General features: G+C 72.3%; 22 protein-coding genes. 14 read left to right on the top strand and 8 right to left on the bottom strand.

The annotated features are described in order from the left end of the window. Positions 1 to 147: 147 nt before the first annotated feature. From ACZ3KP_RS19850 to ACZ3KP_RS19840, 3 genes are all read left to right on the top strand, one after another. Positions 148 to 4,014 carry a Pls/PosA family non-ribosomal peptide synthetase gene (locus ACZ3KP_RS19850; protein WP_467501072.1) on the top strand — a complete coding sequence of 1,289 codons (3,867 nt, stop codon included), beginning with the start codon at positions 148 to 150 and terminating at the stop codon, positions 4,012 to 4,014. An 80-nt stretch (positions 4,015 to 4,094) separates the two neighbouring features. Beyond that, positions 4,095 to 5,468: a M1 family metallopeptidase gene (locus ACZ3KP_RS19845; protein ID WP_467501071.1), complete on the top strand. Its 1,374-nt coding sequence runs from the start codon at positions 4,095 to 4,097 to the stop codon at positions 5,466 to 5,468. A gap of 14 nt (positions 5,469 to 5,482) precedes the next feature. After that, positions 5,483 to 5,908, top strand: coding sequence for a YchJ family protein (locus ACZ3KP_RS19840; RefSeq protein ID WP_467501070.1), 426 nt, complete (start codon positions 5,483 to 5,485; stop codon positions 5,906 to 5,908). Between the two features lie 6 nt (positions 5,909 to 5,914). On the opposite strand, the gene ACZ3KP_RS19835 is transcribed toward ACZ3KP_RS19840, so the two are convergent. Continuing rightward, a complete protein-coding gene (locus ACZ3KP_RS19835; RefSeq protein ID WP_467501069.1) occupies positions 5,915 to 6,616 on the bottom strand; it encodes a FadR/GntR family transcriptional regulator in 702 nt (233 codons plus the stop codon). A 150-nt stretch (positions 6,617 to 6,766) separates the two neighbouring features. Here ACZ3KP_RS19835 and ACZ3KP_RS19830 point away from each other — a divergent pair, with 150 nt between their 5' ends. Continuing rightward, the gene (locus ACZ3KP_RS19830; protein ID WP_467501279.1) at positions 6,767 to 7,288 is read left to right on the top strand and encodes a gluconokinase; all 522 of its coding nucleotides are present in this window, start codon (positions 6,767 to 6,769) and stop codon (positions 7,286 to 7,288) included. Between the two features lie 62 nt (positions 7,289 to 7,350). Then, positions 7,351 to 8,748 (top strand): GntT/GntP/DsdX family permease, encoded by a 1,398-nt coding sequence (locus ACZ3KP_RS19825; RefSeq protein ID WP_467501068.1) that lies wholly within the window; start codon positions 7,351 to 7,353, stop codon positions 8,746 to 8,748. A 31-nt stretch (positions 8,749 to 8,779) separates the two neighbouring features. Here ACZ3KP_RS19825 and ACZ3KP_RS19820 read toward each other — a convergent pair whose 3' ends face one another. The 3 genes from ACZ3KP_RS19820 to ACZ3KP_RS19810 all read right to left on the bottom strand — a co-directional run bounded on the left by ACZ3KP_RS19820 (position 8,780) and on the right by ACZ3KP_RS19810 (position 11,172). Continuing rightward, positions 8,780 to 9,403 carry a cytochrome b/b6 domain-containing protein gene (locus ACZ3KP_RS19820; protein WP_467501067.1) on the bottom strand — a complete coding sequence of 208 codons (624 nt, stop codon included), beginning with the start codon at positions 9,401 to 9,403 and terminating at the stop codon, positions 8,780 to 8,782. Continuing rightward, on the bottom strand, positions 9,387 to 10,127 hold the full coding sequence (locus ACZ3KP_RS19815; RefSeq protein WP_467501066.1) for a molybdopterin-dependent oxidoreductase: 741 nt from the start codon (positions 10,125 to 10,127) through the stop codon (positions 9,387 to 9,389). The genes ACZ3KP_RS19820 and ACZ3KP_RS19815 overlap by 17 nt, the downstream gene beginning before the upstream one ends. A gap of 73 nt (positions 10,128 to 10,200) precedes the next feature. After that, a complete protein-coding gene (locus tag ACZ3KP_RS19810; protein ID WP_467501065.1) occupies positions 10,201 to 11,172 on the bottom strand; it encodes a hypothetical protein in 972 nt (323 codons plus the stop codon). 387 nt (positions 11,173 to 11,559) lie between these two features. Here ACZ3KP_RS19810 and ACZ3KP_RS19805 point away from each other — a divergent pair, with 387 nt between their 5' ends. From ACZ3KP_RS19805 to ACZ3KP_RS19775, 7 genes are all read left to right on the top strand, one after another. Continuing rightward, on the top strand, positions 11,560 to 12,453 hold the full coding sequence (locus ACZ3KP_RS19805) for a DMT family transporter (protein ID WP_467501064.1): 894 nt from the start codon (positions 11,560 to 11,562) through the stop codon (positions 12,451 to 12,453). A 33-nt stretch (positions 12,454 to 12,486) separates the two neighbouring features. Beyond that, complete coding sequence (locus ACZ3KP_RS19800) at positions 12,487 to 12,996, top strand: NUDIX hydrolase (protein ID WP_467501063.1); 510 nt, start codon at positions 12,487 to 12,489, stop codon at positions 12,994 to 12,996. 98 nt (positions 12,997 to 13,094) lie between these two features. Next, entirely contained in the window at positions 13,095 to 13,487 is a 393-nt protein-coding gene (locus ACZ3KP_RS19795; protein ID WP_132889092.1) for a YidH family protein, read from the top strand. Beyond that, positions 13,475 to 13,798 carry a DUF202 domain-containing protein gene (locus ACZ3KP_RS19790; protein WP_467501062.1) on the top strand — a complete coding sequence of 108 codons (324 nt, stop codon included), beginning with the start codon at positions 13,475 to 13,477 and terminating at the stop codon, positions 13,796 to 13,798. Before ACZ3KP_RS19795 ends, ACZ3KP_RS19790 begins: the two co-directional genes overlap by 13 nt. A 121-nt stretch (positions 13,799 to 13,919) precedes the next feature. After that, positions 13,920 to 14,216: a hypothetical protein gene (locus ACZ3KP_RS19785; protein WP_467501061.1), complete on the top strand. Its 297-nt coding sequence runs from the start codon at positions 13,920 to 13,922 to the stop codon at positions 14,214 to 14,216. A 168-nt stretch (positions 14,217 to 14,384) separates the two neighbouring features. Then, the gene (locus ACZ3KP_RS19780) at positions 14,385 to 15,407 is read left to right on the top strand and encodes a phosphotransferase family protein (protein ID WP_467501060.1); all 1,023 of its coding nucleotides are present in this window, start codon (positions 14,385 to 14,387) and stop codon (positions 15,405 to 15,407) included. 6 nt (positions 15,408 to 15,413) lie between these two features. Beyond that, positions 15,414 to 16,628 carry an acyl-CoA dehydrogenase family protein gene (locus ACZ3KP_RS19775; RefSeq protein ID WP_358977497.1) on the top strand — a complete coding sequence of 405 codons (1,215 nt, stop codon included), beginning with the start codon at positions 15,414 to 15,416 and terminating at the stop codon, positions 16,626 to 16,628. Between the two features lie 64 nt (positions 16,629 to 16,692). Here the strand turns inward: ACZ3KP_RS19775 and ACZ3KP_RS19770 are convergent, their stop codons facing one another. Genes ACZ3KP_RS19770 through ACZ3KP_RS19760 form a run of 3 tightly spaced genes read right to left on the bottom strand, consistent with a single transcriptional unit; the run spans position 16,693 to position 19,753 of the window. Then, positions 16,693 to 17,286, bottom strand: coding sequence for a TetR/AcrR family transcriptional regulator (locus ACZ3KP_RS19770; RefSeq protein WP_467501059.1), 594 nt, complete (start codon positions 17,284 to 17,286; stop codon positions 16,693 to 16,695). 29 nt (positions 17,287 to 17,315) lie between these two features. After that, positions 17,316 to 18,992, bottom strand: coding sequence for a class I adenylate-forming enzyme family protein (locus ACZ3KP_RS19765; RefSeq protein ID WP_467501058.1), 1,677 nt, complete (start codon positions 18,990 to 18,992; stop codon positions 17,316 to 17,318). Next, positions 18,989 to 19,753: an SDR family oxidoreductase gene (locus ACZ3KP_RS19760; RefSeq protein ID WP_467501057.1), complete on the bottom strand. Its 765-nt coding sequence runs from the start codon at positions 19,751 to 19,753 to the stop codon at positions 18,989 to 18,991. The genes ACZ3KP_RS19765 and ACZ3KP_RS19760 overlap by 4 nt, the downstream gene beginning before the upstream one ends. Positions 19,754 to 19,930: 177 nt before the next feature. Between ACZ3KP_RS19760 and ACZ3KP_RS19755 the strand changes: the two genes are divergently transcribed. Both ACZ3KP_RS19755 and ACZ3KP_RS19750 read left to right on the top strand, forming a co-directional pair. Further along, positions 19,931 to 21,166 (top strand): exo-beta-N-acetylmuramidase NamZ family protein, encoded by a 1,236-nt coding sequence (locus tag ACZ3KP_RS19755; RefSeq protein ID WP_467501056.1) that lies wholly within the window; start codon positions 19,931 to 19,933, stop codon positions 21,164 to 21,166. Between the two features lie 80 nt (positions 21,167 to 21,246). Beyond that, a complete protein-coding gene (locus ACZ3KP_RS19750) occupies positions 21,247 to 22,566 on the top strand; it encodes a serine-threonine protein kinase (RefSeq protein WP_467501055.1) in 1,320 nt (439 codons plus the stop codon). Positions 22,567 to 22,585: 19 nt separating this feature from the next. On the opposite strand, the gene ACZ3KP_RS19745 is transcribed toward ACZ3KP_RS19750, so the two are convergent. Then, positions 22,586 to 25,369 (bottom strand): penicillin acylase family protein, encoded by a 2,784-nt coding sequence (locus tag ACZ3KP_RS19745; protein WP_467501054.1) that lies wholly within the window; start codon positions 25,367 to 25,369, stop codon positions 22,586 to 22,588. Positions 25,370 to 25,497 lie beyond the last annotated feature (128 nt).

Below are 25,497 nucleotides of genomic sequence, written 5' to 3'. Positions count from 1 at the left end.
CCGCTCCCCGGTGGCCGCGACAGGACCGTGAGCCTAGCGTCGTACTAAAATTTCCGGCTTGTACCCAGCCGGAGCCGGACAACCCCAGGCAGACCTGAGGGCCCGCCGGCGCCCCGGAGGGTTCCGGGAACGAGACGCGAGGACCGGATGGCAGCGATAGACGAGAGCAGTGCTCTCGGCCTGCTCGACGAAGAGATCCGCGAGGAGTTCGGGAACACGGCACGGTTCTCGGCCGGGGCGGCGGCGTCGCCGCGCACGCTCGTGGACGTGTTCGAGGCAAGTGTACGGGCCCACCCCGACGAGCCCGCGCTGGACGACGGCACCGCCCAGCTCTCCTACCGCGCGCTCGCGGTGGAGGTGGAGCGGCTGCGGCGACGGCTGGCCGGGGCCGGGATCGGACTCGGCGACCGGGTGGGCGTGCGGGTGCCGTCGGGCACCAACGACCTGTATGTCGCCGTCCTCGGAGTTCTCGCGGCCGGTGCCGCCTATGTCCCCGTGGACGCCGAGGACCCGGACGAGCGGGCCGCCCTGGTGTTCGGCGAGGCGGAGGTCGCCGCCGTGCTCGGCGCGGGTCTGGAGATCGAGGTGCGCCGCGCGGACGCGCGTGCCGCCGGCCGCCCCGGCACCGAGCACGACGCCTGGATCATCTTCACCTCCGGCTCCACCGGCAGGCCCAAGGGCGTCGCCGTCACCCACCGCAGCGCCGCCGCCTTCGTGGACGCCGAGGCCGCGCTGTTCCTCACCGAGGAGCCGATCGGCCCCGGCGACCGGGTCATGGCGGGGCTGTCCGTGGCCTTCGACGCCTCCTGCGAGGAGATGTGGCTCGCCTGGCGCTACGGCGCCTGTCTGGTGCCCGTCCCGCGGTCCCAGGTCCGCAGCGGCGCCGACCTCGGGCCCTGGCTGGTCGAGCAGGAGATCACCGTCGTCTCGACCGTGCCGACGCTGGCCGCGCTCTGGGAGCCCGAGACGCTCAACGACGTCCGCCTGCTGATCTTCGGCGGCGAGGCCTGTCCGCCGGAGCTGGCGCAGCGGCTGGTCACCGAGGGCCGCGAGGTCTGGAACACCTACGGGCCCACCGAGGCCACCGTGGTCGCCTGTGCCGCCCTGATGACGGGTGCGGAGCCGATCCGCATCGGGCTGCCGCTGAACGGCTGGGAACTGGCCGTCGTGGACGACGCGGGCGAGCCGGTGGCGATGGGCGAGAGCGGCCAGCTGGTGATCGGCGGGGTCGGCCTGGCCCGGTACCTCGACGCCGAGAAGGACGCGGAGAAGTACGCGCCCCTGGAGTCGCTGGGCTGGCAGCGGGCGTACCGCAGCGGTGACCTGGTACGGGCCGACCGCGAAGGGCTGGTGTTCCTCGGGCGTGCCGACGAGCAGATCAAGCTGGGCGGCCGCCGGATCGAGCTCGGCGAGGTCGACGCGGCCCTCCAGGCGCTGCCCGGTGTCGCGGGGGCCGCGGCGGCCGTGCGGACCGCGCGCGGCGGCAACCCGCTGCTGGTCGGCTATGTCGTCACCCAGGACGGCTGGGACCGGGCGGCGGCCGTCGAGAAGCTGCGCGCCGAGCTGCCCGCGGCCCTGGTGCCGCTGCTCGCGCCCGTGACGGAGCTGCCCACCCGCACCTCGGGCAAGGTCGACCGCAACGCGCTGCCGTGGCCCCTGGAGGACCTGGAGAGCGGCGGCCCGGCCGAGCAGCTGTACGGCACCGAGGCGTGGCTCGCCGAGCAGTGGGCCGAGGTCCTCGGCGCCCCGGTGAGCAGCGCCTCGGACGACTTCTTCGCGATCGGCGGCGGCAGCCTGTCCGCCGCCCAGCTCACCACCCGGCTGCGCACCCGCTACCCGAGCGCGGCCGTCCTCGACATCTACCAGCAGCCGATGCTGCGCAAGCTGGCCCGCCGGCTGGAGGCGTCCGCGCAGGACGACGGCGCGCGGCGGACGATCGCGCCGGTGCCGCGCCGCGCCCAGTTCGTGCAGCTGATGGTGCTGCTGCCGCTGTTCACGCTGCTCGGGCTGCGCTGGACGCTGGTGCTGGCCGCGCTCGGCAACCTGCTGCCCGGCTACGGCTGGCTGCCCACCGCGCCCTGGTGGCTGGTCGGTGCCGGGGCCGTGACCCTGTTCACCCCGCCCGGCCGGATCGCGGTCGCGGCCGGTGGCGCGCGGCTGCTGCTGCGGGGCGTGCAGCCCGGCCGGTACCCGCGCGGCGGCTCGGTGCACCTGCGGCTGTGGACGGCCGAGCGGCTCGCCGAGTTCGCCGGGGCGACCACGCTGACCGGGTCCTGGCTGGAGCGGTACGCGCGGGCGCTGGGCGCCAGGATCGGCCCCGAGGTGGACCTGCACTCGCTGCCGCCGGTCACCGGGCTGCTCAAGGTGGGCCGCGGTGCGGCCGTGGAGTCCGAGGTGGACCTGTCCGGCTCCTGGCTGGACGGCGACCGGCTGGTGATCGGCGCGGTCCGGATCGGCGCCCACGCGGTCGTCGGGACGCGCAGCATGCTCTTCCCCGGCGCCCGGGTCGGCAAGCGCGCCGAGGTGGCCCCGGGTTCGGCGGTCACCGGGCAGGTCCCGACGGGCCAGCGCTGGGCCGGCGCCCCGGCGGTCAAGCTGGGCAAGGCCAAGCGGAACTGGCCGAAGCAGCGGCCGCGGCGCGGTACGCACTGGCGGGTGATGTACGGCCTGACCGGTCTCGGTCTGAGCGCGCTTCCGGTGCTGTCCGGCGCCGCCGCACTGCTGGTCGCCGGGCGTTTCGTGGCTCCCGGGGACGGTCTGGGCGAGGCCCTGCGGGGCGCGGCGGTCGCCCTGGTGCCGGCCACCCTCGCGTTCGGTCTTGCGTACGCCCTGCTGATCCTGGTCGCCGTCCGGCTGCTCAGCCTGGGGCTGCGCGTCGGTACGCACGCCACGCACAGCCGGATCGGCTGGCAGGCGTGGACGGTGTCCCAGCTGATGGACCGCTCCCGCGAGACGCTGTTCCCGCTGTACGCCGGTCTGGTCACCCCGGTGTGGCTGCGGCTGCTCGGGATGCGGATCGGCCGGGGTGCCGAGGTGTCGACCGTGCTCGCGCTGCCGAGCCTGACGACGGTCGGCGAGGGCGCGTTCCTGGCCGACGACACGCTGACCGCGCCGTACGAGCTCGGCGGTGGCTATGTGCGGATCGGCCGTGCGGAGATCGGCCGGCGGGCGTTCCTCGGGAACTCCGGGATGACCGCGCCGGGGCGCAGTGTGCCGGACGGCGGTCTGGTGGGCGTGCTGTCGGCGACGCCGAAGAAGGCCAAGAAGGGCACCTCGTACCTCGGGCTGCCGCCGGTGAAGCTGCCGCGCAGCGCGGCCGACGGCGACCAGAGCCGCACCTACGAGCCGCCGGCGCGGCTGCTGTGGGCGCGGGCGCTGGTGGAGGCGTGCCGGATCGTGCCGGTGCTGTGCTCGGTGGCGCTGGCGGGGCTGACGGTGGCCGCGCTGTGCGCGTTGGGCGGGTGGGCGCCGCTGCTGTCGGGGCTGGTGCTCCTGGGTGCCGGTGCGGTGGCGGGCCTGGTCTCCGTGGTGGCCAAGTGGGCGCTGGTCGGGCGGCACCGCAGCGGGGAGCACCCGCTGTGGAGTGCGTTCGTGTGGCGCAACGAGCTGGCGGACACCTTCGTGGAGGTGCTGGCGGTGCCGTGGCTGGCCGGCTCGGTTCCGGGTACTCCGGTGATGACGGCCTGGCTGCGCGGGCTCGGTGCGCGCATCGGCGAGGGTGTCTGGGTGGAGAGTTACTGGCTGCCGGAGACCGATCTGGTGACCCTGGAGGACGCGGCCACCGTGAACCGTGGTTGTGTCCTGCAGACTCACCTCTTCCACGACCGGATCTTGCGGACGGATACTGTGGTTCTCCGTGAGGGCGCCACGCTGGGCCCTGGCGGGATCGTGCTGCCCGGCAGCACGATCGGGGCCCGTACCACCCTGGGTCCCGCGTCGCTCGTCATGGCGGCGGAGTCGGTCCCCGACGACACCCGCTGGCTCGGCAACCCGATCGAGGCATGGCGTCCCTGAGCGCGGGCCGTCCGACGGTGGCCGCGGGCGTCGGCGCGCCGAGAGACGGTTCGAGCACAGCGCAGGGAGCGAACGCGGAAGTGGCAGTGCAGCAGTCGGCGGGTCCGGACCCGTACTTCCCGGACAACGGCGATCCCCGGTACCGGGTGCATCGCTATGAGCTCACGCTGGACTACCGGCCCGGACCCAACCGCCTGTCCGGCATGGCCCGGATCAACGCGATCGCGGGCCGTGCCGCGCTGCCCGAGTTCCAGCTGAACCTGGCCGACTTCAAGATCGGCCGGATCCGGGTGGACGGCCGCCAGCCGCACTGGACGCACCGGGGCGGCAAGCTGCGGATCAAGCCCGCGAAGCCGCCGCGCGCCGGTGCCGCCTTCACCGTGGAGATCCACTGGTCGGGCAACCCGCGGCCGGTGAACAGCCCCTGGGGCGGGATCGGCTGGGAGGAGCTGACGGACGGCGCGCTGGTGGCGAGCCAGCCGGTCGGCGCGCCCTCCTGGTTCCCGTGCAACGACCGGCCGGCCGACAAGGCGTCCTACCTGATCTCGGTCACCTGCCCGTCGGCGTACTCGGTGGTGGCCGGCGGCCGACTGCTCACCCGGACCACCAAGGCGTCCACGACGACCTGGGTGTACGAGCAGGCCGCGCCGACGTCGAGCTATCTGGTGAGCCTCGCGATCGGCAAGTTCCAGACCGTCCTGCTCGGGGACCCGGGGTTCGGCGGGGTGCCGATGCACGGGCACATACCGGCCCAGCTGCTGCCCCAGTTCTCCCGGGACTTCGCCCGCCAGCCCGCGATGATGGATCTGTTCCAGCGGCTGTTCGGGCCGTACCCCTTCGACGAGTACGCGGTGCTCGTCGCCGACGAGGAGTTCGACGTCCCCGTCGAGGCGCAGGGGTTGTCGCTGTTCGGCGCCAACCACGTGGACGGGGCGCGGAGTTCGGAGCGGCTGGTGGCGCACGAGCTGGCGCACCAGTGGTTCGGCAACAGCGTGTCCATCGCGGACTGGCGGCACATCTGGCTGAACGAGGGGCTCGCGAAGTACGCGGAGTGGCTGTGGTCGGAGCGCTCCGGCGGCCGTAGCGCCCAGCAACTGGCGGCCGTCGCCCACCGGTTGCTGTCCGGGCTGCCCCAGGACATCCGGATCGCCGCCCCCGGCAAGAAGGCCATGTTCGACGACCGGCTCTACGAGCGCGGCGGGGTCACCGTCCACGCGATCCGCTGCGCGCTCGGCGACGACCGGTTCTTCCACATGCTGCGGGCCTGGACGGGACTGCACCGGGGCGGGGCGGTGACGACGGCGACGTTCACGGCGCACGTGAACCGCTTCGCGGACGAGCCGCTCGACGGGCTGTTCGACGCCTGGGTGCACCGCACGGCGCTGCCCGCGCTGCCGACCCAGCCGGTCCCGGCGCGTCCCGCGCAGCCGCCCACCAATGCCGAGTCGGCGTAGGCGACCATAGGTCCATGGCCCGACGCACCCCGCAGCCCCGGCGGCAGCCCGCCCCCGCACCGGCTCACGGCACCCCCTGTCCCTGCGGCCTCCCGGAGCCGTACGAGCGGTGCTGCGGCCGCTTCCACCGGGGCGAGGCGGCGGCGCCCACGGCGGAGCGGCTGATGCGCTCGCGGTACAGCGCCTTCGTCGAGCGGGACGCGGCTTACCTGCTGCGGACCTGGCATCCGCGGACGCGTCCGCCGGGGCTGGACCTCGACCCGGCGATGCGCTGGACGGGTCTCGAGATCCTCGGGACGACCGACGGCTCGGCCTTCCACACCACCGGCACGGTGACCTTCCGCGCGTCCTACCGGGGCGGTTCGCTGCTGGAGCGCAGCCGGTTCGAGCGGGTGGACGGGGCGTGGGTGTACGTGGACGGCGACTTCCCGGACGAGTAGTCCCGCTCAGGGCGCGAGGATGTCCAGTTCCTCCAGGGCGCCCACCGTGATCTCGCGGGTCAGCCGTTCCGCGCGGTCCGCGTCGCCCTCCCGTACCGCCTCCGCGAGTTGCACGTGGAGGGTGACGGCGCCCGGGGCCGGGTCCTCGAACATCACCTCGTGGTGGGTGCGGCCCGCGAGGACCTCGGCCACGACGTCGCCGAGCCGGGCGAACATCTCGTTGCCGGACGCGGTGAGGATCACCCGGTGGAACGCCATGTCGTGGACGAGGTACTGCTCCAGGCGGTGGCCGCGGGAGTTGGCCACCATGCCGAGGGCGCACTCGGTGAGTGCGGCGCACTGCTCGGCCGTGGCGTGCCGCGCGGCCAGGCGGGCGGCCACCGGCTCGATCGCGGAGCGCAGCACGGTGAGCGAGCGCAGCTGGTGCGGGCGGTCGGCGCCGGCCAGCCGCCAGCGGATCACCTGCGGGTCGTAGACGTTCCACTCGGCCTTGGGCCGGACGGTGACGCCTACCCGGCGGCGGGACTCGACCAGGTGCATGGACTCCAGGACCCGGACCGCCTCGCGCATCACCGACCGCGACACCTCGAAGTGCTGGGCCAGTTCGTCCGTGCGCAGGACGCTGCCCGGCGGGTACCCGCCCGCGGTGATCTCGGGGCCGAGGGTGTCCAGTACGCGGCCGTGCAGCCCCCTGCCCGGTGTGCTCATGCACTCAGCGTACAGAGTGGATCACAGGACTAAAAAGTCAGACTTATATGTCACACACTCTTGAATTCGTCGTACCTAATGGGTTTCAGTGAGGCCGGCACCGGATGTCGTCTGCCGGTGTCCCATGTCGAGGAGGACAGCGAGGCAGTGATGCGGACCCCCCACGTCGTCGTGGTGATGGGCGTCGCCGGCACGGGCAAGACCACGATCGGTCCTCTGCTCGCGGCCCGGCTCGGCGTCCCGTACGCCGAGGGCGACGACTTCCACCCGCCGGCCAACATCGCCAAGATGTCGGCCGGACACCCTCTGGAGGACGCCGACCGGTGGCCGTGGCTGGACGCCATCGGCGCCTGGGCGCACGGGCGGGAGGGGCTCGGCGGGGTGGTCAGCAGCTCCGCGCTGAAGCGGTCGTACCGCGACCGGCTGCGCGCGGCCGCCCCCGCGGTGGTGTTCGTGCACCTCACCGGGGACCGGAAGCTCATCGCGGACCGGATGTCGCACCGGCAGGGTCACTTCATGCCGACCGCGCTGCTGGACTCCCAGTTCGCCACGCTCGAACCGCTGGCGGCGGACGAGCCGGGTGTCGCGGTGGACGTCTCGGGCACACCCGAGGAGATCACCGCCCGGGCCGTCCGCGCGCTGGACACGCTTCCCGACCTGACCGCGCGGTAACCCGCGTCACCACCCCAGTCGGCCACCCGACCACTCGGCCACACAAACACAAGGAACCCCCCGTGACCAGACTCAGCGTCGAGATGCTGGCAGCGGACACCGTCGCGCCCATCACCTCGGCCGGCCACGCCCGCCTGGGCATCGCCGTGCTCGTGGGCATCGCTGTCATCGTCCTGCTCATCACCAAGTTCAAGCTCCACGCCTTCCTGGCGCTGACCATCGGCTCGCTCGCGCTGGGCGCGTTCGCCGGGGCACCGCTGGACAAGGTGATCACCAGTTTCACCACCGGGCTCGGTACCACCGTCGCCGGAGTGGGTGTCCTGATCGCGCTCGGGGCGATCCTGGGCAAGCTGCTCGCCGACTCCGGTGGCGCGGACCAGATCGTCGACACGATCCTCGCGAAGGCTTCCGGGCGGGCGATGCCGTGGGCGATGGTGCTGATCGCCTCCGTGATCGGGCTGCCGCTCTTCTTCGAGGTCGGCATCGTGCTGCTGATCCCGGTGGTGCTGATGGTGGCCAAGCGCGGCCACTACTCCCTGATGCGCATCGGCATCCCGGCCCTCGCGGGTCTGTCCGTGATGCACGGCCTGGTGCCGCCGCATCCCGGCCCGCTGGTCGCGATCGACGCGGTGCACGCGAACCTGGGCGTGACCCTGGCCCTCGGCGTCCTGGTCGCCGTCCCGACCGTGATCGTCGCCGGTCCGCTCTTCTCGAAGGTCGCCGCCCGCTGGGTGGACGTGCCGGTGCCCGACCGCATGATCGCCGCCCGTCCCTCGGAGGAGCTGGAGCGGCGCCCCGGCTTCGGCGCCACGCTCGCCACGATCCTGCTCCCGGTCGTGCTGATGCTGTCCAAGGCCCTGGTGGACGTCGTCGTCGACGACCCGGCGCACACCGTCCAGCGCGTCTTCGACGTGGTCGGCTCCCCGCTGATCGCCCTGCTCGCGGCGGTGATCGTGGGCATCTTCACGCTGGGCCGCGCCGCCGGGTTCACCAGGGAACGGATCTCGGCGACCGTCGAGAAGGGCCTGATGCCCATCGCGGGCATCCTCCTCATCGTCGGCGCGGGCGGCGGCTTCAAGCAGACGCTGATCGACTGCGGTGTGGGCCAGATGGTCCTGGAGATATCCAAGGACTGGTCGATACCGGCGCTGCTGCTGGCCTGGCTGATCGCGGTGGCGATCCGGCTCGCGACGGGCTCGGCGACGGTGGCCACGGTCTCGGCGGCCGGCCTGGTGGCCCCGCTGGCGGCCGACATGTCGACCGCCCACACGGCGCTCCTGGTGCTGGCCGTCGGCGCGGGTTCGCTGTTCTTCAGCCATGTCAACGACGCCGGGTTCTGGCTGGTGAAGGAGTACTTCGGCCTGAGCGTCGGCCAGACGATCAAGACCTGGTCGGTGATGGAGACGATCATCTCCGTGGTGGCGGGCGCCCTGGTCCTGCTGCTGTCCCTGGTGATCTAGGGGCTGTCCGGCGGTGGCGGCGGGCCTTCCGCTACGGCCGCCACAGCGGATGCTCGCGTGCGGCCCACTCGCGGCTCACCGACCCGGTGCGCAGACCCCGTCTCGCCTCCGGGTCGGCGAGGGCCATCCCGATGTGGCCGCCCAGGACGACGCCGATCGTCAGGGCCAGCCAGTCGTGGACGAACGTGGCCGAGGTGCGCCACATGAGCGGGGTGAGATGGGTGAACCACATCATCAGGCCGGTGACGAGCATGACCAGGCTCGCACCGGCGATCCAGTTCGCGTAGATCTTCTGCCCGGCGTTGAACTTGCCCGCCGGGCGGGAGGACGGCCGGCGGTCGCGGGCCAGGGCGGCGTGCAGCCAGAGCCGGTCGTGGGGGCCGAAGCGGTTCAGGAAGCCGAGGTCCCTGCGGAAGGCGCGGGAGGCGAGGCCGAGGAGGACCGGGACCGGGAGCGCGAGGCCCGCGCACTCGTGGATCCGGACCACCAGTTCGCGGCGGCCGACGAGGACCGCGAGCTGCGGGATGTAGAGGCAGGCGGCCGTCACCACGCAGACGCCCATCAGGGCGGCCGTCGTGCGGTGCACCCAACGCTCGGCGGCGGTGAAGCGGTGCAGCCGGTCCGCGGCCGGCGGCGCCTCAGCTCGTAGGCTCATCGTCGCGTCCGTTCGACTTGCCGACCCAGGCGTCGACGTCGTAGCCCAGCTTCTCCCAGTAGCCCGGTTCCACCGTGTCGGTGACGGTGATGCCGGAGAGCCACTTGGCGGACTTGTAGAAGTACATCGGGGCGACGTAGAGGCGGACCGGGCCGCCGTGGTCGTGGCCGATGGGCTTGTCCTGCATGCGCAGCGCGACCAGGACGTCCGCCCGGCGCGCCTGGTCGAGGGTGAGGCTCTCGGTGTACGCGCCGTCGAAGCAGGTGAAGTGGACCGCCCTGGCGGTGTCCTTGACACCGGCCAGGTCGAGGAGGTGGGAGAGGCGCACGCCCTCGAAGGGCGTGTCGGGCACCCGCCAGCCGGTCACGCACTGCACGTCCTTGACCAGCCGGGTCTGCGGCAGGGCCCGCAGGTCGGCGAGGCTGTAGGTGCGCGGCTCGTCGACCAGGCCGCCGATCCGCAACCGGTAGTTCGCGGCGTTCTTGTCCGGCACCGAACCGGTCACCGAGTAGTAGCGGAATCCGCCGCCGTTCGGGAGCAGCCCGGTCAGGCCGGTGGGGTCCTTGCCGGAGAAGGTGCCGAGTACCGACTCGGTGATCCGTTGCAGCACGGGCGCGGTCACCACGCCGAGCGCGCCGAGACCGAGAGTGCCGAGGAACACCCGGCGGCCGACCGGGCTGCCCTCCTCGGTGTGCCGCGGCTCGCCGGACAGTTCAGAGTTCACGTCCTCATTCGAACACCGTCGGGGCGGCGATGGTCCCGGAAACCGGCGGCCGTAAGAAATCCACAACCTCTTCTCATGAAGCTCCGTGCGCGCGGGCCCGGGCCGCCCGGAACGCCTCGCAGGGGTCGCGGTCCGGGTACGACCAGGGCACCTCGGTGTGGTGCCGGCCGATGCGCTGGAAGAGGGCGGCGGCCTCGGCGTACCGGCCGGCGCCCGAGGTGGCGTGGGCGAGGTGGTTGAGGTCGATGTGGCGGCGGGGGTGCTCCTCGATGCCCCACTCCAGCCACCAGTCGAAGGCCGCGTTCAGGGCGCGCCGGGCGGACGGCTCGGCCCAGTGCCCGGCGGCGGCCGGATCTGCGGGCGCCCCGCCGGTGGCGGCCAGCACCCGGTGCCGTTCGTTGTACGCGACGACCGGGAGGACGGCGAGCGGCGAGTCCGCCGGCGCCTCGGCGGCCGAGCGCTCGGCGAAGGCGCACAGCTCGTACGACCCCTGCGACTCGGTCTCCGCGATCCGGGCGGCCATCAGGTGGTGGGCGTGATGGTGCTCGGGGTGGCGGCGGCGCACCTCGGCGAAGGCGCTCCGGACCTCCTCGTCGGTGCCGAGGTGCCGGGCCAGCAGGAGCAGGCCGAGCCACGGGGTGGGGTCGGCGGGGGCGAGCGCGGCCGCGCTGCCGCAGGCCTCGCGGGCCCGCTCGGGCGGCTCCTTGCCGCGCAGCGCCCGCCGGACCAGGGTCAGCGCGTACAGGGTGGCGGCGTCGGCCGTGCCGGGCTCGGCCAGCAGCCACTCGCGGGACCAGGCGACGGCGTAGGGCTCGCGGGCGAGGACGGCGACCCGGTGGCCCCGGCGGTCCCAGTCCTCACCCGTGTGGAGCAACAGGGAGCGGGCGGACTGCCAGCGGCCCTGGGCCAACGCGGCCCGCGCGGAGATGAGTTCGGCGTCGTCGAGGGCGTCGTCCGGACAGTGGGCGCATCCGGGGCGCGCGGTCGCGCGGGGACCTTCGGCGACGGCCCGGCCTGGGCCTACGAGGGGCGGGGTTGGGGGCACCGCGGAACTTCCTGGTTGTCGGGCTGCCATCGGCCGATCACGCACAGCAAACCCCCCGCCAAGACTTTGCGTCAAGCCGAGCGATACTGGTCCTGTGTTCAACTACCCTGGAACGGCGGGAACTTGACGCGAACGGGTCCCCGGTTGGCGTACCGTGACCGCAGGGCTTCGGGTGCCGGCTGTGGCGTACGCCATGGCGCGGGCCGCCCGGGCGTCGGACCATGGCAGTACGGTCCGGCACCCAGCGCCACCCTCCGCGATCGACCCGGGCACCGTGACCGTGTCCGTCGCCCGGTTCCGGGTACTCCCGGAGCACCACCCATCCGGCAGCGCTACAGTCGGCCACTACGCCCCCCGTAGCCCGGCCGCATGATCGAGGTACGCAGCGTGTCCGTACTGGTTCTGGTTCTCGCCGTGAGCGCGGCCTGTTGCCTGGGCTTCGGGTTCGTGCTCCAGCAGAACGTCGCGCAGCAGGCTCCGCTCAGCGACTTCCTCTCGCCCCGGCTGCTGCTGGACCTGATGAGGGTGCCGCGCTGGCTGGGCGGGATCGGCCTGATGGTGGCCGGGATGGTCCTCGGGGCGGTCGCCCTCGGCAAGGGCGAGATCTCCCTCGTCGAGCCGCTGCTCGCCACGAACCTGCTGTTCGCCCTCGCGCTCTCCAGACACCAGACCAAGCACCCCCTCAGCCACCAGGGCTGGGCGGGTCTGCTGCTGCTCGCCGGCGGTGTCACCGCGTTCATCCTGGCGGGCGAGCCGCGCGGCGGTCACGCGATCGCCGACCCGCTGCGCCACTGGCTGATCATCGGCGTGGTCGTGGGCATCGCCCTGGCGCTCACCACCTGCGCCAAGCGGTCGAGGCTCAGCGCCGGACCCACCCTGCTCGCCCTCGCCGCCGGTCTGCTCTACGGCGTCCAGGACGCGCTGACCCGGGTCACCAGCACCCGCTTCTCCGAGGGCGGCATCATGGAGGTGCTGACCGGCTGGCAGCCCTACGGCGTCCTGGTGCTCGGGGTGACCGGGCTGATCCTCGTGCAGAGCGCGTTCGAGACGGCGGAGCTGCGCATGTCGCTGCCGGCGCTCACCGCGGCCCAGCCGCTCACCGGGATCCTGTGCGGGGTGGGCTTCCTCGGGGACCGGCTGCGTACCGACACCGGGGCGCTGGCCTGGGAGGCGGCGGGGCTCGCGGCGGTCGTGGCGGGCATCGTGCTGCTCGGGCTGCATCCGGCCATGCCGCGGGGTGCGGCGCCGCGGGAGCCGTCCCTCGACCTCCAGCCGCGCTGACGCCCTCCGCCACGGGCCTGCTTGGATGGCGGCATGAACGCTGCTGACGAAATCCTCGACATCGTCGACGAGAACGACCGGGTGACCGGGCAGGCCCCGCGCGGCGAGGCGTACGCCCGGGGCCTGCGGCACCGCTGCGTCTTCATCCAGGCCAAGGACGCGTCCGGCCGGATCTTCGTCCACCGCCGCACCGCCACCAAGCTGGTCTTCCCCTCCCTGTACGACATGTTCGTCGGGGGTGTGGTGGGCGCGGGCGAGTCCTACGACGACGCGGCGCTGCGGGAGGCCGAGGAGGAACTGGGCGTGACCGGTCTGCCCCGGCCGGCGTTCCTGTTCAAGTTCCTGTACGAGAACGGGGCCGGGCAGAGCTGGTGGTCGGCGGTGTACGAGGTCCGCTGCGAGCTGCCGGTGCGGCCGCAGGTGGAGGAGGTGGCGTGGCACGACTTCCTCAGCGAGGAGGAACTGGCGTCCCGGCTCGGCGAGTGGGAGTGGGTACCGGACGGGTTGGCGGCGTGGGAGCGGCTACGGGTACATCGGGGCTGAGGCGCCCCGTAGGGGGCGCGGGGAACTGCGCGGTCACCCCCCCACGGAGCCGCAGCCGAACGACCACGGCGCCGCACCCCCGGGTAGTCTTGCTACACGTGATCGAATTCGCGCGGAACGTCCGTTTGTGGTTCGCCCCCGAGGTGGTACGGCAGGAGGGCACGACCCCGGACTACCGTTTCTCCCTCGCCAACGAGCGGACGTTCCTGGCCTGGCTGCGCACCGCCCTCGCGCTCATCGGCGGCGGCTTCGCCGTGGACCAGTTCCTGCCGGACCTCCGCTGGGGCTGGCGCGTCGGCCTCGCGCTCGCTCTGCTCGCCTCGGGCGTGCTGTGCTCCCTGCGCGCCGTGAACCACTGGATGCGCTGCGAGCGGGCCATGCGGCGCGGCGAGGACCTCCCGGTGTCCCGGTTCCCGGCCCTGCTGAGCGTGGTCGTCGCCGTGGTCGCCGTGGCGATGGTGCTCGTCGTGCTCGTGGGGTGGGAGGGGTGACCGAGCCCGCCCGGGACCCCGGACTCCAGCCGGAGCGGACCCGGCTGGCCTGGCGCCGTACGACGCTCTCCGCCACGGTGGCCGCGACACTCGCCGCGAAGGCCGCGCTGCACGACAGCACCTCGGCCGTCGGGGTCGTGGCCTGCGCGGCCGTCTGCCTGCTGTGGCTGGGGTTCCTGCTCGTCGCCAACCGCCGCATCCGCGCCCTGGCGGCCGACGATCGCCCTCCTGCGCTGGCCCCGCGGCAGGCGACCGCCGCGGTGCTGTGCACGGTGGCCGTCGCGGTCTGCGCCACGGCACTGGTCGTATAGGACGCCCGGGGTACTCGGGCGCCACGCAACCGGAATGACCGGATATGCGTCCTGCGCGTGGCAGCCTGTCCGTCGGCGTACCGCCGCATCCCCGACTTCCGGACCCCTGAAGGCGAGCACCATGACCACCCTTCACCAGGAACACACCGCGCACGGTCACAGCCACGGACCGGGCTGCGGGCACGACCAGGTGCCGCACGGCGACCACGTCGACTACGCGCACAACGGGCACCTGCACCGCGAGCACGGCGGCCACTGGGACGAGTGCGAGCCCGAGACGCACGTCACCCACGACGGCCACGAGCACCGGCACGGCGACGGCTGCGGGCACACCGGGGTCCTGCACGGCGACCACGTCGACTATCTTCACGACGGCCACCGGCACGCCGAGCACGAAGGTCACTGGGACGACCACTGATCCGGCCGGCCCCGATCGGCGGCTCCCCGTCCTGCGCGCACGGGGAGCCGCCTCGTCCCGGCCGGGCCACAGGGTGGTCCCGGTCACGTTTGGCTCACGCACTGGACGGCATACCGACCGGTCGGCATCATGAGTCGGGTCCTGTTCGTTCGTTCGTAGGAGCGATGCATGAGCCCCGACCACCCGCCCGGACTGGATCTCGACCGGCTGCGCGGCCTGCTCGAACGCGAGCGGCCCGGCCTGGTCGCCGGGCCGCTGACCGGAAGGCTGATCGAGGGCGGACGGTCGAACCTCACCTACGCGGTCTCCGACGGCGCCGCCACCTGGGTGGTGCGGCGGCCGCCGCTCGGTCACGTCCTGGCCACCGCGCACGACATGAGGCGCGAGCACCGGGTGATCAGCGCGCTGCACCCGACCGAGGTGCCGGTGCCGCGGCCGGTGCTGCTGTGCGAGGACGAGGAGGTCCTCGGCGCGCCGTTCTACGTGATGGAGTTCGTCGAGGGCACCCCGTACCGCACCGCCGGTCAGCTCGCCCCGCTCGGCGCGGAGCGCACCCGCAACGCGGTGCTCTCCCTCGTCGACACGCTGGTGGACCTGCACGCCGTGGACCCCGCGGAGGTGGGCCTCGCCGACTTCGGGCGGCCCGAGGGCTTCCTCGACCGGCAGCTGCGGCGCTGGGGCAAACAGCTGGACGCCTCCCGCAACCGGGAACTGGCCGGCATCGACGAGCTGCACGCCACCCTGGGCCGCCGGCTGCCCGACTCCCCCGCGCCCGCCGTCATCCACGGCGACTACCGCCTGGACAACGTGCTGATCGGCGACGACGACACGATCAAGGCCATCCTCGACTGGGAGATGTCCACACTCGGCGACCCGCTGACCGACCTGGGCCTGCTGGTGATGTACAGCCGGCCGCTGGGCGCGCCGGACTCGCCGGTGTCGACGACCGCCGAGGCGCCGGGCCATCCGGAGCCGCGGGAACTGGTCGAGCGGTACGCCGCCCGCTCGGGGCGGGACGTCTCGAACATCTCCTGGTACACGGCGTTCGCCTGGTTCAAGCTCGCCGTGATCCTGGAGGGCATCCACTACCGGTACACGCAGGGCCAGACGCTCGGGCGGGGCTTCGACCGGATCGGCGAGCTCGTGCCCGTCTTCATCGACCACGGACTGACCACTCTTCAGGAAGGCTGACCGGCCATGGACTTCGCGTTCGACGCGCGCACCGAGGAACTGCGCGCCAAGCTGCTCGCCTTCATGGACGAGTACGTCTACCCGGCGGAGGCGGTGGCCGAGGAGCAGCGGGCCGCGCTCGCCTCGCCGTGGGACACCCCGGCCGTGGTCGAGGAGCTGAAGGCCGAGGCCCGCAGGCAGGGCCTGTGGAACCTCTTCCTGCCCGACGCCGAGTACGGCGCCGGTCTCACCAACCTCCAGTACGCGCCGCTCGCCGAGATCACCGGCCGCTCCCCGCACCTGGCGCCCACCGCGCTGAACTGCGCGGCCCCGGACACCGGCAACATGGAGGTGCTGGCCCAGTTCGCCGACGAGGCGCAGCGCAAGCAGTGGCTGGAGCCGCTGCTCGCCGGCGAGATCCGTTCGGCGTTCGCCATGACCGAGCCGGAGGTGGCCTCCTCCGACGCCACCAACATCACCACCCACATCGAGCGGGACGGCGACGACTACGTCATCACCGGCCGCAAGTGGTACATCTCCGGGGCGATGAACCCGGACTGCAAGATCTTCATCGTGATGGGGAAGACCGACCCGGACGGCCCGGACATCCGGCGCCAGCAGTCCATGGTGCTGGTCCCGCGGGACACCCCGGGGGTCACCGTCAAGCGGGCGATGCAGGTCTTCGGGTACGAGGACCACTCGCACGGCGGCCATGCCGAGGTCGTCTTCGACCACGCGCGCGTGCCGGTGTCGAACCTGGTGGGAGAGGAAGGCGGTGGCTTCGCCATCGCCCAGGCGCGGCTCGGTCCGGGCCGGATCCACCACTGCATGCGGCTGATCGGCATGGCCGAGCGGGCCATCGAGCTGATGTGCCGGCGGGCCGTCTCCCGGACCGCCTTCGGCAAGGCGCTGGCGCAGCAGGGTGTGGTGCACAACTGGATCGCGGACGCCCGGGTGACGGTCGAGCAGCTGCGGCTGCTGGTGCTGAAGACCGCCTGGCTGATGGACACCGTCGGCAACCGCGGCGCCCACAGCGAGATCCAGGCCATCAAGATCGCCACGCCGCGCGCGGTCGTGGACATCATCGACCGCGCCATCCAGCTGCACGGCGCGGGCGGGGTCAGCCAGGACTTCCCGCTGGCCGAGCTGTACGCGAGCGCCCGGACGCTGATGATCGCCGACGGCCCCGACGAGGTGCACCAGCGGTCGCTGGCCCGCCGGGAGCTGAAGAAGTACCTGTAGGCGGCGCCCGCGGGGACAGAAGGACCGGCGGCCCCGTGGGCGGGGCCGCCCGGTCCTGTGCGGTTCAGGGGCGCAGTGCGCGCAGCAGCAGGTCGGCGAGGTGGTCGGCGACGTCCTGGGGGGTCATGGGGCCGTCCGGGCGGTACCAGGTCGACAGGTGGTGGACCGAACCGAAGTGGTAGTCCACGACCAGGTCGGCCGGGGTCGCGGTGGAGAAGACGCCCGCGCGCTGGCCCTCCTCGACCAGCGCGCGGAAGCGTTCGTGGTAGCGCCGGCGTTCCGCGCGCACCTGCTTGTTCTTCTCCGGGCTCAGATGGTGCATGGACCGGAAGAAGATCATCGCGTCGTCGAGGTTCTCGATGGTCGTGACGACCACGTCCGCGGCCGCGCCCCGCAGCCGCTTCTCGATCGGCTCGTCCGCGTTCGCGAAGGCGTCGAGCCGCTCCTGCTGGACGCGCAGCACGCGCGCGTACACCTCGTGCAGCAGGTCGTCCTTGGAGCCGAAGTAGTGGTACAGCGCCCCCTTGGTGACGCCGGCCGCCTCCACGATCTCCTGCACGGAGGTGCGGTCGTAGCCCTGCTCCGCGAAGAGCCGGGTGGCGGCGGCGAGAAGCCGCTGCGGAACGGGAGTCCCGTCCCCGTCCGTCGTCCTGGGCACTGCCGCCACCTGCCTTTCTCCTGGGTCCACTAACCCTGTTGCGGTCGGGAACGCAGTTCCCGTCGGAGGATCTTCCCACTTGCCGTCTTCGGCAGGTCGGGCAGGATCTCCACCTGGCGCGGATATTTGTAGGCCGCCAGTCTCTCCTTGCAATAGAGGGCGAGATCGTCCGGTTCGGTTGCGGCACCCGGGCGCAGACTGATGTAGGCCTTGACGGTCTCCCCGCGGTACCCGTCCGGGACCCCGACGACGGCGGCCTCGCGTACCGCCGGATGGGTGTACAGCACGTCCTCGACCTCGCGCGGCCAGACCTTGAAGCCGGACGCGTTGATCATGTCCTTCTTGCGGTCGACGACGTACAGCCACCCCTGCGGGTCCATGAAGCCGATGTCACCGGTGCGCAGTTCGCCGTCCGGGAAGGTCTCGGCGGTGGCCTCGGGCCGCCGCCAGTACCCGGGCACCACCTGCGGCCCGCGGACGGCGATCTCGCCCTGCTCGCCGAAGGGCACCTCCGCACCCTGGTCGTCGAGGACACGTACGACGGTGTCGGGTCCCGGCAGCCCGACGGCGAGGGTCCCGGAGACCGGGTCGACCGGCGCCTCCAGGCCCGGCGGCACGGAGGCGCAGGGCGCGGTGCACTCGGTCAGCCCGTAGCCGTTCCTGATGTACGGCCCGAACCCGGCGCGGAACTTCTCCACCAGGGCCGGCGGCAGCGGCGCGCCACCGGAGGAGATGTTGACGAAGGAGGCGAAGTGCTCCGGGGTGACGTCGGGATGGGCGGCCAGGGCCATGAAGGCGGTGGAGGGGCCCACCGTGTACTGCGGGCGGTGCTCGGCGAACGCCTCCAGGACCACACCCGGCTCGAAGCGGTAGGTCAGCACGAGCGTGCCGACGCTGGTGACGCAGGCGGCGAGCTGGCAGACCATGCCGGTGATGTGGAAGAGGGGCGCGAGGGCGTAGTAGACCGGCGCGTCGGGCAGCGCGAGTCCGGTGCGCTGCCGCTCCGCGTTGTACATGATGTTGCCGTGCAGGTTGGTGGCGCCCTTGGGGGCACCGCTCGTCCCCGAGGTGTAGCTGATCAGGGCGATGTCGGCGGACGCCGGGTCCCGCCCTTCGGGGGTCTCGCCGCCCCTGCGGGCGACCTCCACCAGGTCCTCGGCGTCGGCGGCCTGCGGCAGCCGTGCGAAGGTCAGCACGCGGGAGTCGTCGCGGGTCTGGAAGTCCAGCTCGCTCGCGGTGAGCACGATCCGCACCGGTGAGCCGGCGGCCGTCTCGCGCAGGTACGACTCCCAGGCCCGCTGCGAGCAGACCAGCGCGGCCACCTCGGCGTCCCGCAGGACGTGCGAGACCTCCCCCGACTTGTACATGGGGTTGACCGGCACCACGGTCGCCCCCGCCTTCCAGGCGCCGAACAGCGCGAGCACGAAGTGCGGGGAGTTCTGCAGGACCACGGCGACGCGGTCGCCGCGGGCCAGGCCGCGCTCGACGAGGTGGGCCGCGACGGAGTCGCTCAGCTCGTCGACCTCGCGGAAGCTGAGGCGGGCGTCGAAGTAGGCGAGACAGGTGCGGTCGGGTGCCTCGGCGACGGCGGCCCGCAGGGCGTGCACCAGCGAGGCCGGCGGGTCGACCGGGCCCCGCTGGGCCTCGTTCAGCAGGGCCACCCAGGGACGGGCGGAGTAGCGGGACTCTGCGTGCGGCTGGGTCACCGGGTGGCCTCCCACTTCTGCTGGATGTGGTTCATGCTGGTCAGCCAGCGGTCCGGGTCGGCGGCCCGGGCCTGGTAGTACCCGGCGACCTCGGGGTGCGGCAGGATCAGGAACCGGTCCTCCGCCATCCCCTTGAACAGCGCGTCCGCGACGGCCTCCGGCTCGATGGCGGTCGGCTGGAGCACGATGTCGCCCGCGCTGCCGGTGGCGGCGAGCATGTCGGTACGGACGCCCTGCGGGCAGATGGCGTGCACCTTCAGGCCCCGGTGCCGGTACGTCAGCGACAGCCACTCGGCGAAGGCGTACGCGCCGTGCTTGGTCACGCTGTAGGGCGCCGCACCGATCATGGTGAGCAGCCCGGCGGCGGACACGGTGGACACGAACCGTCCTGCGCCCCGCTCCAGCCAGTGCGGCACCAGTTCCTGGGCGGCCCGCACATGCGCCATGACGTTGACGTCCCAGGCCGCGGCCCACACCGTCGGGTCGGCCGCCTCGGACCCGCCGGAGGCGAGCCCGGCGTTGGCGCAGTAGACGTCGACGGTCCCGCCGAGCGCGTCCCGGGCCGGGCCGACGATGCCGGACGCGTCCCCCGGAAGCGCGATCCCGCCGATCTCCTCGGCGACGGCGGCGGCTCTGTCCCCGTCCAGGTCGTTCACCACGACCCGGGCCCCCTCGGCGGCGAACCGCCGGGCGAGGGCGGCCCCGATGCCGCCTCCCGCCCCGGTGACGACGACTCCGGCATCCTGCACGGCTCCCACCATCGGTCTCCTTCGACACGACGCGACCAGACTCGGCTCAGCAACGACACACTAACCGGTCGGTATGTTTGAGAAAAGGGTGACCGTCACACGCCCTAGGGGTGCGCCCCGAAGGGGCGCGGGGAACTGCGCGACCAGCCACGCAGGACCCGCACCCGGACGACGACGGAGGCCCCCCACATGCGCCCGTCCAGACGAAGTCTGCTCACCGCGGCCACGGCAGCGGCCGTGACAGCCCTACCCACAGCAGCGACAGCCGACGCCCACGGCACCCTCAGGACCGGTTTCGACCGCCTCTCCGCCGACGGCTACTCCCTTCTCGACGGCCAGAAGGTCGGCATCGTCACCAACCCCACCGGCGTCACCCAGGACGTCCGCCACATCGTCGACGTCATGCACGCCGACCCCCGCGTCGCACTGACCGCGGTCTTCGGCCCCGAGCACGGCTTCCGCGGCACCGCCCAGGCCGGCGGCTCCGAGGGCCGCCACGACGACCCGGCGACCGGCCTGCCCGTCTACGACACCTACCTCAAGAGCGGACAGCCCCTCGCCGACGTCTTCACCGCCTCCGGCGTGGACACGGTCGTCTTCGACATCCAGGACGTCGGCGCCCGCTTCTACACGTACGTCTGGACACTGTACGACTGCATGGCGGCGGCCCTGCTGGCGGGCAAGCGCTTCGTCGTGCTCGACCGGCCGAACCCGGTGACCGGCCGCACCGCCCAGGGCCCGGTGCTGCACGAGGAGTTCGCCAGTTTCGTCGGCAGGAAGCCGATCGCGCAGGCGCACGGCATGACGGTCGGCGAGCTCGCGCTGCTGTTCAACGCACGGTTCCTGGACCAGCCGGTCACCCTGGACGTGGTACCGATGACCGGCTGGCACCGCGACCGCTTCTACGACGCCTGCGGCCTGCCCTGGGTGCCGCCGAGCCCCAACATGCCGACCCCGGACACGGCGCTGGTGTACTCCGGAACCTGTCTCTTCGAGGGCACGAACCTCTCCGAGGGGCGGGGCACCACCCGCCCCTTCGAACTCCTCGGCGCCGAGGGCCTCGACGCCCGCTGGGCCGCCGCGGCGGGCGAACTCGTGCTGCCCGGCGTGCGGTTCAGGGAGGCGTACTTCGCGCCGACGTTCTCGAAGTTCCAGGGCAGGACCGTCGGCGGGGTGCAGATCCACGTGCACGACCGGGCCGCCTACGACCCCGTGCGCACCGGTGTCGCGCTGCTGGTCACCGCCAGGAAGGTGTGGAGCGGCTTCGCCTGGCGCGCCGACCACTGGATCGACACGCTCACCGGATCCACGACGGTCCGCACGATGGTCGACGCGGGTGCGGGTCCCGACGAGATCGTCGGGGCCTGGCAGGACGAACTGGCCGCCTTCCGCCGGGTGCGAAAGGATTTTCTCCTCTACAGGTGAGGCGCGGCGTATGGCCAATGATGCCCGGGAGCGGGACGATGCGCGCACATCGCACCGGTTCGGGCGGCGAGGAGCCTGTCATGGCTGACCCTGGGACGAGCGTGGCTCCCTACTGGGAGCTGACCTTCGACGCTGACGGCGATCCGGACGGCGCCGAACGCGACCGGCTGCTGGCCGAGGTCACCGGCCACGGCGTCCGTGACCTGATCGTCTTCGCGCACGGCTGGAACAACGACCGGTCCGGCGCGACCGCCCTGTACCGGCACTTCTTCGCCCCGGTGCCGGGGCTCGCCCCGAAGGCGAGGCTCGGGTACGCGGGGGTGATCTGGCCGTCGATGCGGTTCTGCGACGAGCCGATCCCGGACTTCCCGAAGTCGGTGGTGGCCGCGGAGGCCGAGGAGTCCCCGACCCCGGCCCTCGACAAGGACACCCGGCGCGCGCTCCTGGAGACGTTCCCGGGGCGGGCCACGGTGGTCGACCAGCTCGCCCGGATGCTGGACCAGCGGCCGGCCGGTGAGCTGGAGGAGTTCGGTCGCCTGGTGCGACTGCTGGTCGAGGTCCTGCCGGGCGGCCCGCAGCCGCTGTTCGCGGCGGACACGATCGCGGAGGGTGTCCCGCAGAGCGAGCCGGTGCTGTTCAGCGGGGAGGCGACGCGGCTGTGCGCGGAGTTCGCGGGGGCCGTCGCGTCCCTGCGGGAGGGCGGCAGCGCGGCCGGGTTCGCACTGCCGAACCCGTGGGACGGGGCGAAGGAGTTGCTGCGGCAGGCGACCTACTACGCGATGAAGAGGCGAGCGGGCACCGTCGGGGAGCGCGGCCTCGGGCGGGTGGTCGGGCAGTTGGCGCAGGCGGCGCCCGGCGTGCGGGTGCATCTGGTCGGGCACAGCTTCGGCGGCCGGCTGGTGTCCTTCGCGCTGCGCGGGCTGCCGGACGGGGTGCGCACGGTGAAGTCCGTGACCCTGCTGCAAGGTGCCTTCTCGCACTACGCGTTCGCCGCCCGGCTGCCCCAGGACCCGCGCACGAGCGGGGTGCTGCACGGCCGGCAGAACCGGATCGACGGCCCGCTGGTGTGCTGCTACTCCCACTTCGACGAGGCGCTCGGCACGCTGTACCCGCTGGCCTCCCGGATGGCGGACGACTGCGAGTCGGCCCTGGGCGCGGACGTGGCGCGGCTGCTGGGCGAGCGGTGGGGCGCGATGGGCCACGACGGCGTCCAGGCGGTGCCGGGCACCGGGTCGCTGGACCTGGCGGCGGCGCTGCGCGGACCGCTCGCCGCGTCGGGTTGTGTGAACGTCGACGCGGCGGCGGTGGTGAACCGGGGCGGTCCGCCGACCGGGGCGCACAGTGACATCGTGCACCCCGAGCTGGCGCGGTTGGTGCTGGCGGCGGGGCGCATCGGGTGACCCCGCCGCCGTGCGGGTGTCACCGGTGCGAGGTGTACTCCACCACCTGCTGGAAGGTGGGCCGGTTCTGCCAGCTGATGTTGTAGTGCTTGATGCCGCCCAGGGTGCGCTGGACGATCGAGTCGGCACACCACTGGTCGCCCGCCGAGCACAGCGAGTCCCCCGGGTAGACGGTGGACGCGCTGGTGCCGGCCGCCGTCTTCAGGGTGCTGATCAGGATGTCCCGGCAGGAGCTGAGGCTGCCGCCGCCGCAGTACTGCTCGGCCAGCGGCCCGGACACGCTCTGCCCGAGCACCGAGCGGATGTCCTTGTCGACATAGCTCCACCAGCCGTACTGGTAGGAGCTGCCGGCGTGTGAGCCGGTGGGTCCGTGTGCGGCCCACGGGGCTTCGTCGATGGGCAGGTTGGCGGTGAACGCGGTGTACAGGCCGGAACCGAGGCCGGGCTGGAACTCGGCCTTCACCAGCAGCGGCCACCAGGCGTCCAGGATCCGGATGGCGTCGGAGTTGGCGTAGGTCTTGGAGCCCGCCGACGTCTCCGTGCGCTTGCCGCCCGCGGCGAGCCAGGTCTGGATCTTGCTGACGGCCGCGGCTGCCGTGGAGTCGGTGACCGTACTGCTGTTGATCACCTTCAGCAGATCCGGCACCACGTCCTCGGCCCGCAGGTCCGTGAGTGACGCGTCTGCCATGGCCTTGACAAGCGAGGAGCGGGTGACGCCCCCGGCGGCCACGAGTTTCTTCACCCGGTCGTCGAGGAGGTTGCCTCGGTGGACCGAGCCGTCGCCCCAGCTGGCGGTCGTGTAGTCGAGGGCCTGCTTGTTGTTCCAGGAGACGTAGTAGTCCTGGTCGATGGACTGGGGGTGCTGCGAGGCCGGGGTGTAGTCGGCCGTGTTGGTGGTCGGGTCCCAGTTCTGCCACTCGTAGGCGGCCTGGCCCCAGACCGGGAACTCCGGGTCGACACCGCTCGCGCGCACCGGGTTGTCGCCGCTGTTGTAGTACGCGGTGTGCGAGGAGTCGGCGTAGAACCAGTTGAAGGTGTAGTTGATGTGCTGCACCGCGCCCTGGAAGGTCTGGGGGCTGTTCACGTAGCTCGGGTCGTTGAGCATCTGGAAGCCGATGATCGAGTCGGCCTCGTGCATGTAGGAGGAGCGCAGGGTGGTGTAGGCGACCTTCTTCCCGCCGACGGTGGCCCGGTATTCGACGGGCCCGTACTTCGTCTTCCAGACCCGCATGGTGTACGAGCCGGCTGCCGTGCCGTCGGCCGTGGTCGGCTTCCAGGAGTTCGTCTGCTCGACCTTGTCCATGGCCGTGCAGGTGCCGTGGTAGAGGTAGTGGTAGTCGTCCTGGCAGAGTTCGACCGCGAAGCTGTCGATGATGTCCTGGCCGGAGGTCGTGGCGGACCACGAGTAGTCCTGACCCCGGCCCAGTTCGACGTACATGCTCAGGCCGGCGAACGAGGCGCCGCGGGCGCTGATGCCCGGCCCCTGGATCTCCTGGAGCATGAGCAGCTGCGGGGCGAAGTAGCCGGTCTGCGGCCCGAAGACGGCGATCGGGTGGCCGCTCGCGGTGTACTTGCCGCTGACCACCAGTGCGTTGGACATGCCGCGCTTGGCCGAGCTGAGCGCGGTCGCGGTCGCCGCGGCGGAGGCGGCACCGGCGCTCTGGTCGGCTCCGGTGCCCGTGGCGTTGTAGACCAGCGGTTCGGTGGTCACCGATCCGGCGTCCGGCAGCGCCTCCCCCTGCGGGCTGGCGGGCTTGGTGCCGTACGGGAAGCTCTTGCCGTCGTGGACGGTGAGCACGGCCTCGGGGTCGTTGCGCTCGCGGAACGACTCCCAGACCTTGGTGCCCTCGGTCACCCCGTACTGCTCCTGGGCGGCCAGCAGGGAGATGGCGTTGTTGACCTCGCCCCCGCCGCCGGAGCCGAACAGCGTGCCGATCACGGAGGCCAGCGCCACCAGGTCGGTGATCTTGAAGTGGTCGATCGTGCCGGCGTTGGTGATCGAGTCCTTGTGGCCGGTCAGCACGTACTCGCCGGGGAAGTAACGGCCCTTGTCGGAGGCGTCGATGTAGGAGTTGATGCCGTCGAGGTAGGCGTTGGCGTCCGCGAGCGCCTGCTGGCCGCGGGCGCCGTTGGTCGCGACGGCGTTGTCTATCTGCGCCTGGAGGTCGGCCTCGGTGTAGGGCGCGTTGCGGTAGAACTCCTGCTCCAGGCCCTGGTTGGAGGCGACACCGCCGGCGAAGGAGGTGAGCTGGCCGCGCCCGACGTGCCGGAACACGTCCATGAGCCACAGCCGGTCCTCAGCGGCGGCATAACCGGCGCCGAACTCGGTGCCGTATCGGGTGGTACCGGTGATGTGGGGCACCCCGGTCGCCTTGTCGCGGACGATGGTCACGTCGCTGCGGCCGGCCGGGGTCTCGGTGGAGGCGACCTGACTCGACGCGACCCCGAACGACGCGTCGTTGAAGAAGGTGTTGATCTTCGCGTCGGTGAGGGTGGAGTAGCCGGTGGCCAGGTTGGCGTAGGGGCCGAGCTGGTCCTCGGCGTGGCTCGGCTGGGTGCCGAAGGCCTGGTTGAGCAGGATCTGGGCAAGAGTGGCGTTGCCGTTCTCGCCGGGCGGCAGGATGTCGGAACACTGCCCGCCGCAGTAGTCGTTGGAGGCCGCCGCGGCGGCGGGGGTCTGGGCGAGCGGGGAGAGCAGCCCGGCGATCAGCGCGCATACCGATGCGGCTTTCAGGAACCCGGGGAGCCTGTGGGGAGTTCTCAGTTTGTCGAACAACGCGTGATGTCTGGTGCGCCGTGGCATGGCGGCTCCTCAACGACGGGGGTGGGCCGGACGTTACCGCCGGTATCCCCGGGATTGAAGATGAACATGCGTCAAGTTTTCAACATGTCGCACGCGTCGGCGGTGCCACCGGCCGCCGGTCAAGACGG

The sequence above is a fragment of the Streptomyces sp. NPDC020958 genome (genome assembly GCF_055562175.1).
Note: the sequence above shows the minus strand (reverse complement) of the source record. Positions and strands in the feature narration are given on the sequence as shown.

What these genes read in the sequence shown, in the direction of transcription:
- ACZ3KP_RS19850 (WP_467501072.1), top strand. Translation starts at nt 148, where the DNA reads ATGGCAGCGATAGACGAGAGCAGTGCTCTCGGCCTGCTCGACGAAGAG.
- ACZ3KP_RS19840 (WP_467501070.1), top strand. Translation starts at nt 5,483, where the DNA reads ATGGCCCGACGCACCCCGCAGCCCCGGCGGCAGCCCGCCCCCGCACCG.
- ACZ3KP_RS19835 (WP_467501069.1), bottom strand. Translation starts at nt 6,616, where the DNA reads ATGAGCACACCGGGCAGGGGGCTGCACGGCCGCGTACTGGACACCCTC.
- ACZ3KP_RS19830 (WP_467501279.1), top strand. Translation starts at nt 6,767, where the DNA reads ATGCGGACCCCCCACGTCGTCGTGGTGATGGGCGTCGCCGGCACGGGC.
- ACZ3KP_RS19820 (WP_467501067.1), bottom strand. Translation starts at nt 9,403, where the DNA reads ATGAGCCTACGAGCTGAGGCGCCGCCGGCCGCGGACCGGCTGCACCGC.
- ACZ3KP_RS19800 (WP_467501063.1), top strand. Translation starts at nt 12,487, where the DNA reads ATGAACGCTGCTGACGAAATCCTCGACATCGTCGACGAGAACGACCGG.
- ACZ3KP_RS19785 (WP_467501061.1), top strand. Translation starts at nt 13,920, where the DNA reads ATGACCACCCTTCACCAGGAACACACCGCGCACGGTCACAGCCACGGA.
- ACZ3KP_RS19780 (WP_467501060.1), top strand. Translation starts at nt 14,385, where the DNA reads ATGAGCCCCGACCACCCGCCCGGACTGGATCTCGACCGGCTGCGCGGC.
- ACZ3KP_RS19775 (WP_358977497.1), top strand. Translation starts at nt 15,414, where the DNA reads ATGGACTTCGCGTTCGACGCGCGCACCGAGGAACTGCGCGCCAAGCTG.
- ACZ3KP_RS19760 (WP_467501057.1), bottom strand. Translation starts at nt 19,753, where the DNA reads ATGGTGGGAGCCGTGCAGGATGCCGGAGTCGTCGTCACCGGGGCGGGA.
- ACZ3KP_RS19755 (WP_467501056.1), top strand. Translation starts at nt 19,931, where the DNA reads ATGCGCCCGTCCAGACGAAGTCTGCTCACCGCGGCCACGGCAGCGGCC.
- ACZ3KP_RS19750 (WP_467501055.1), top strand. Translation starts at nt 21,247, where the DNA reads ATGGCTGACCCTGGGACGAGCGTGGCTCCCTACTGGGAGCTGACCTTC.
- ACZ3KP_RS19745 (WP_467501054.1), bottom strand. Translation starts at nt 25,369, where the DNA reads ATGCCACGGCGCACCAGACATCACGCGTTGTTCGACAAACTGAGAACT.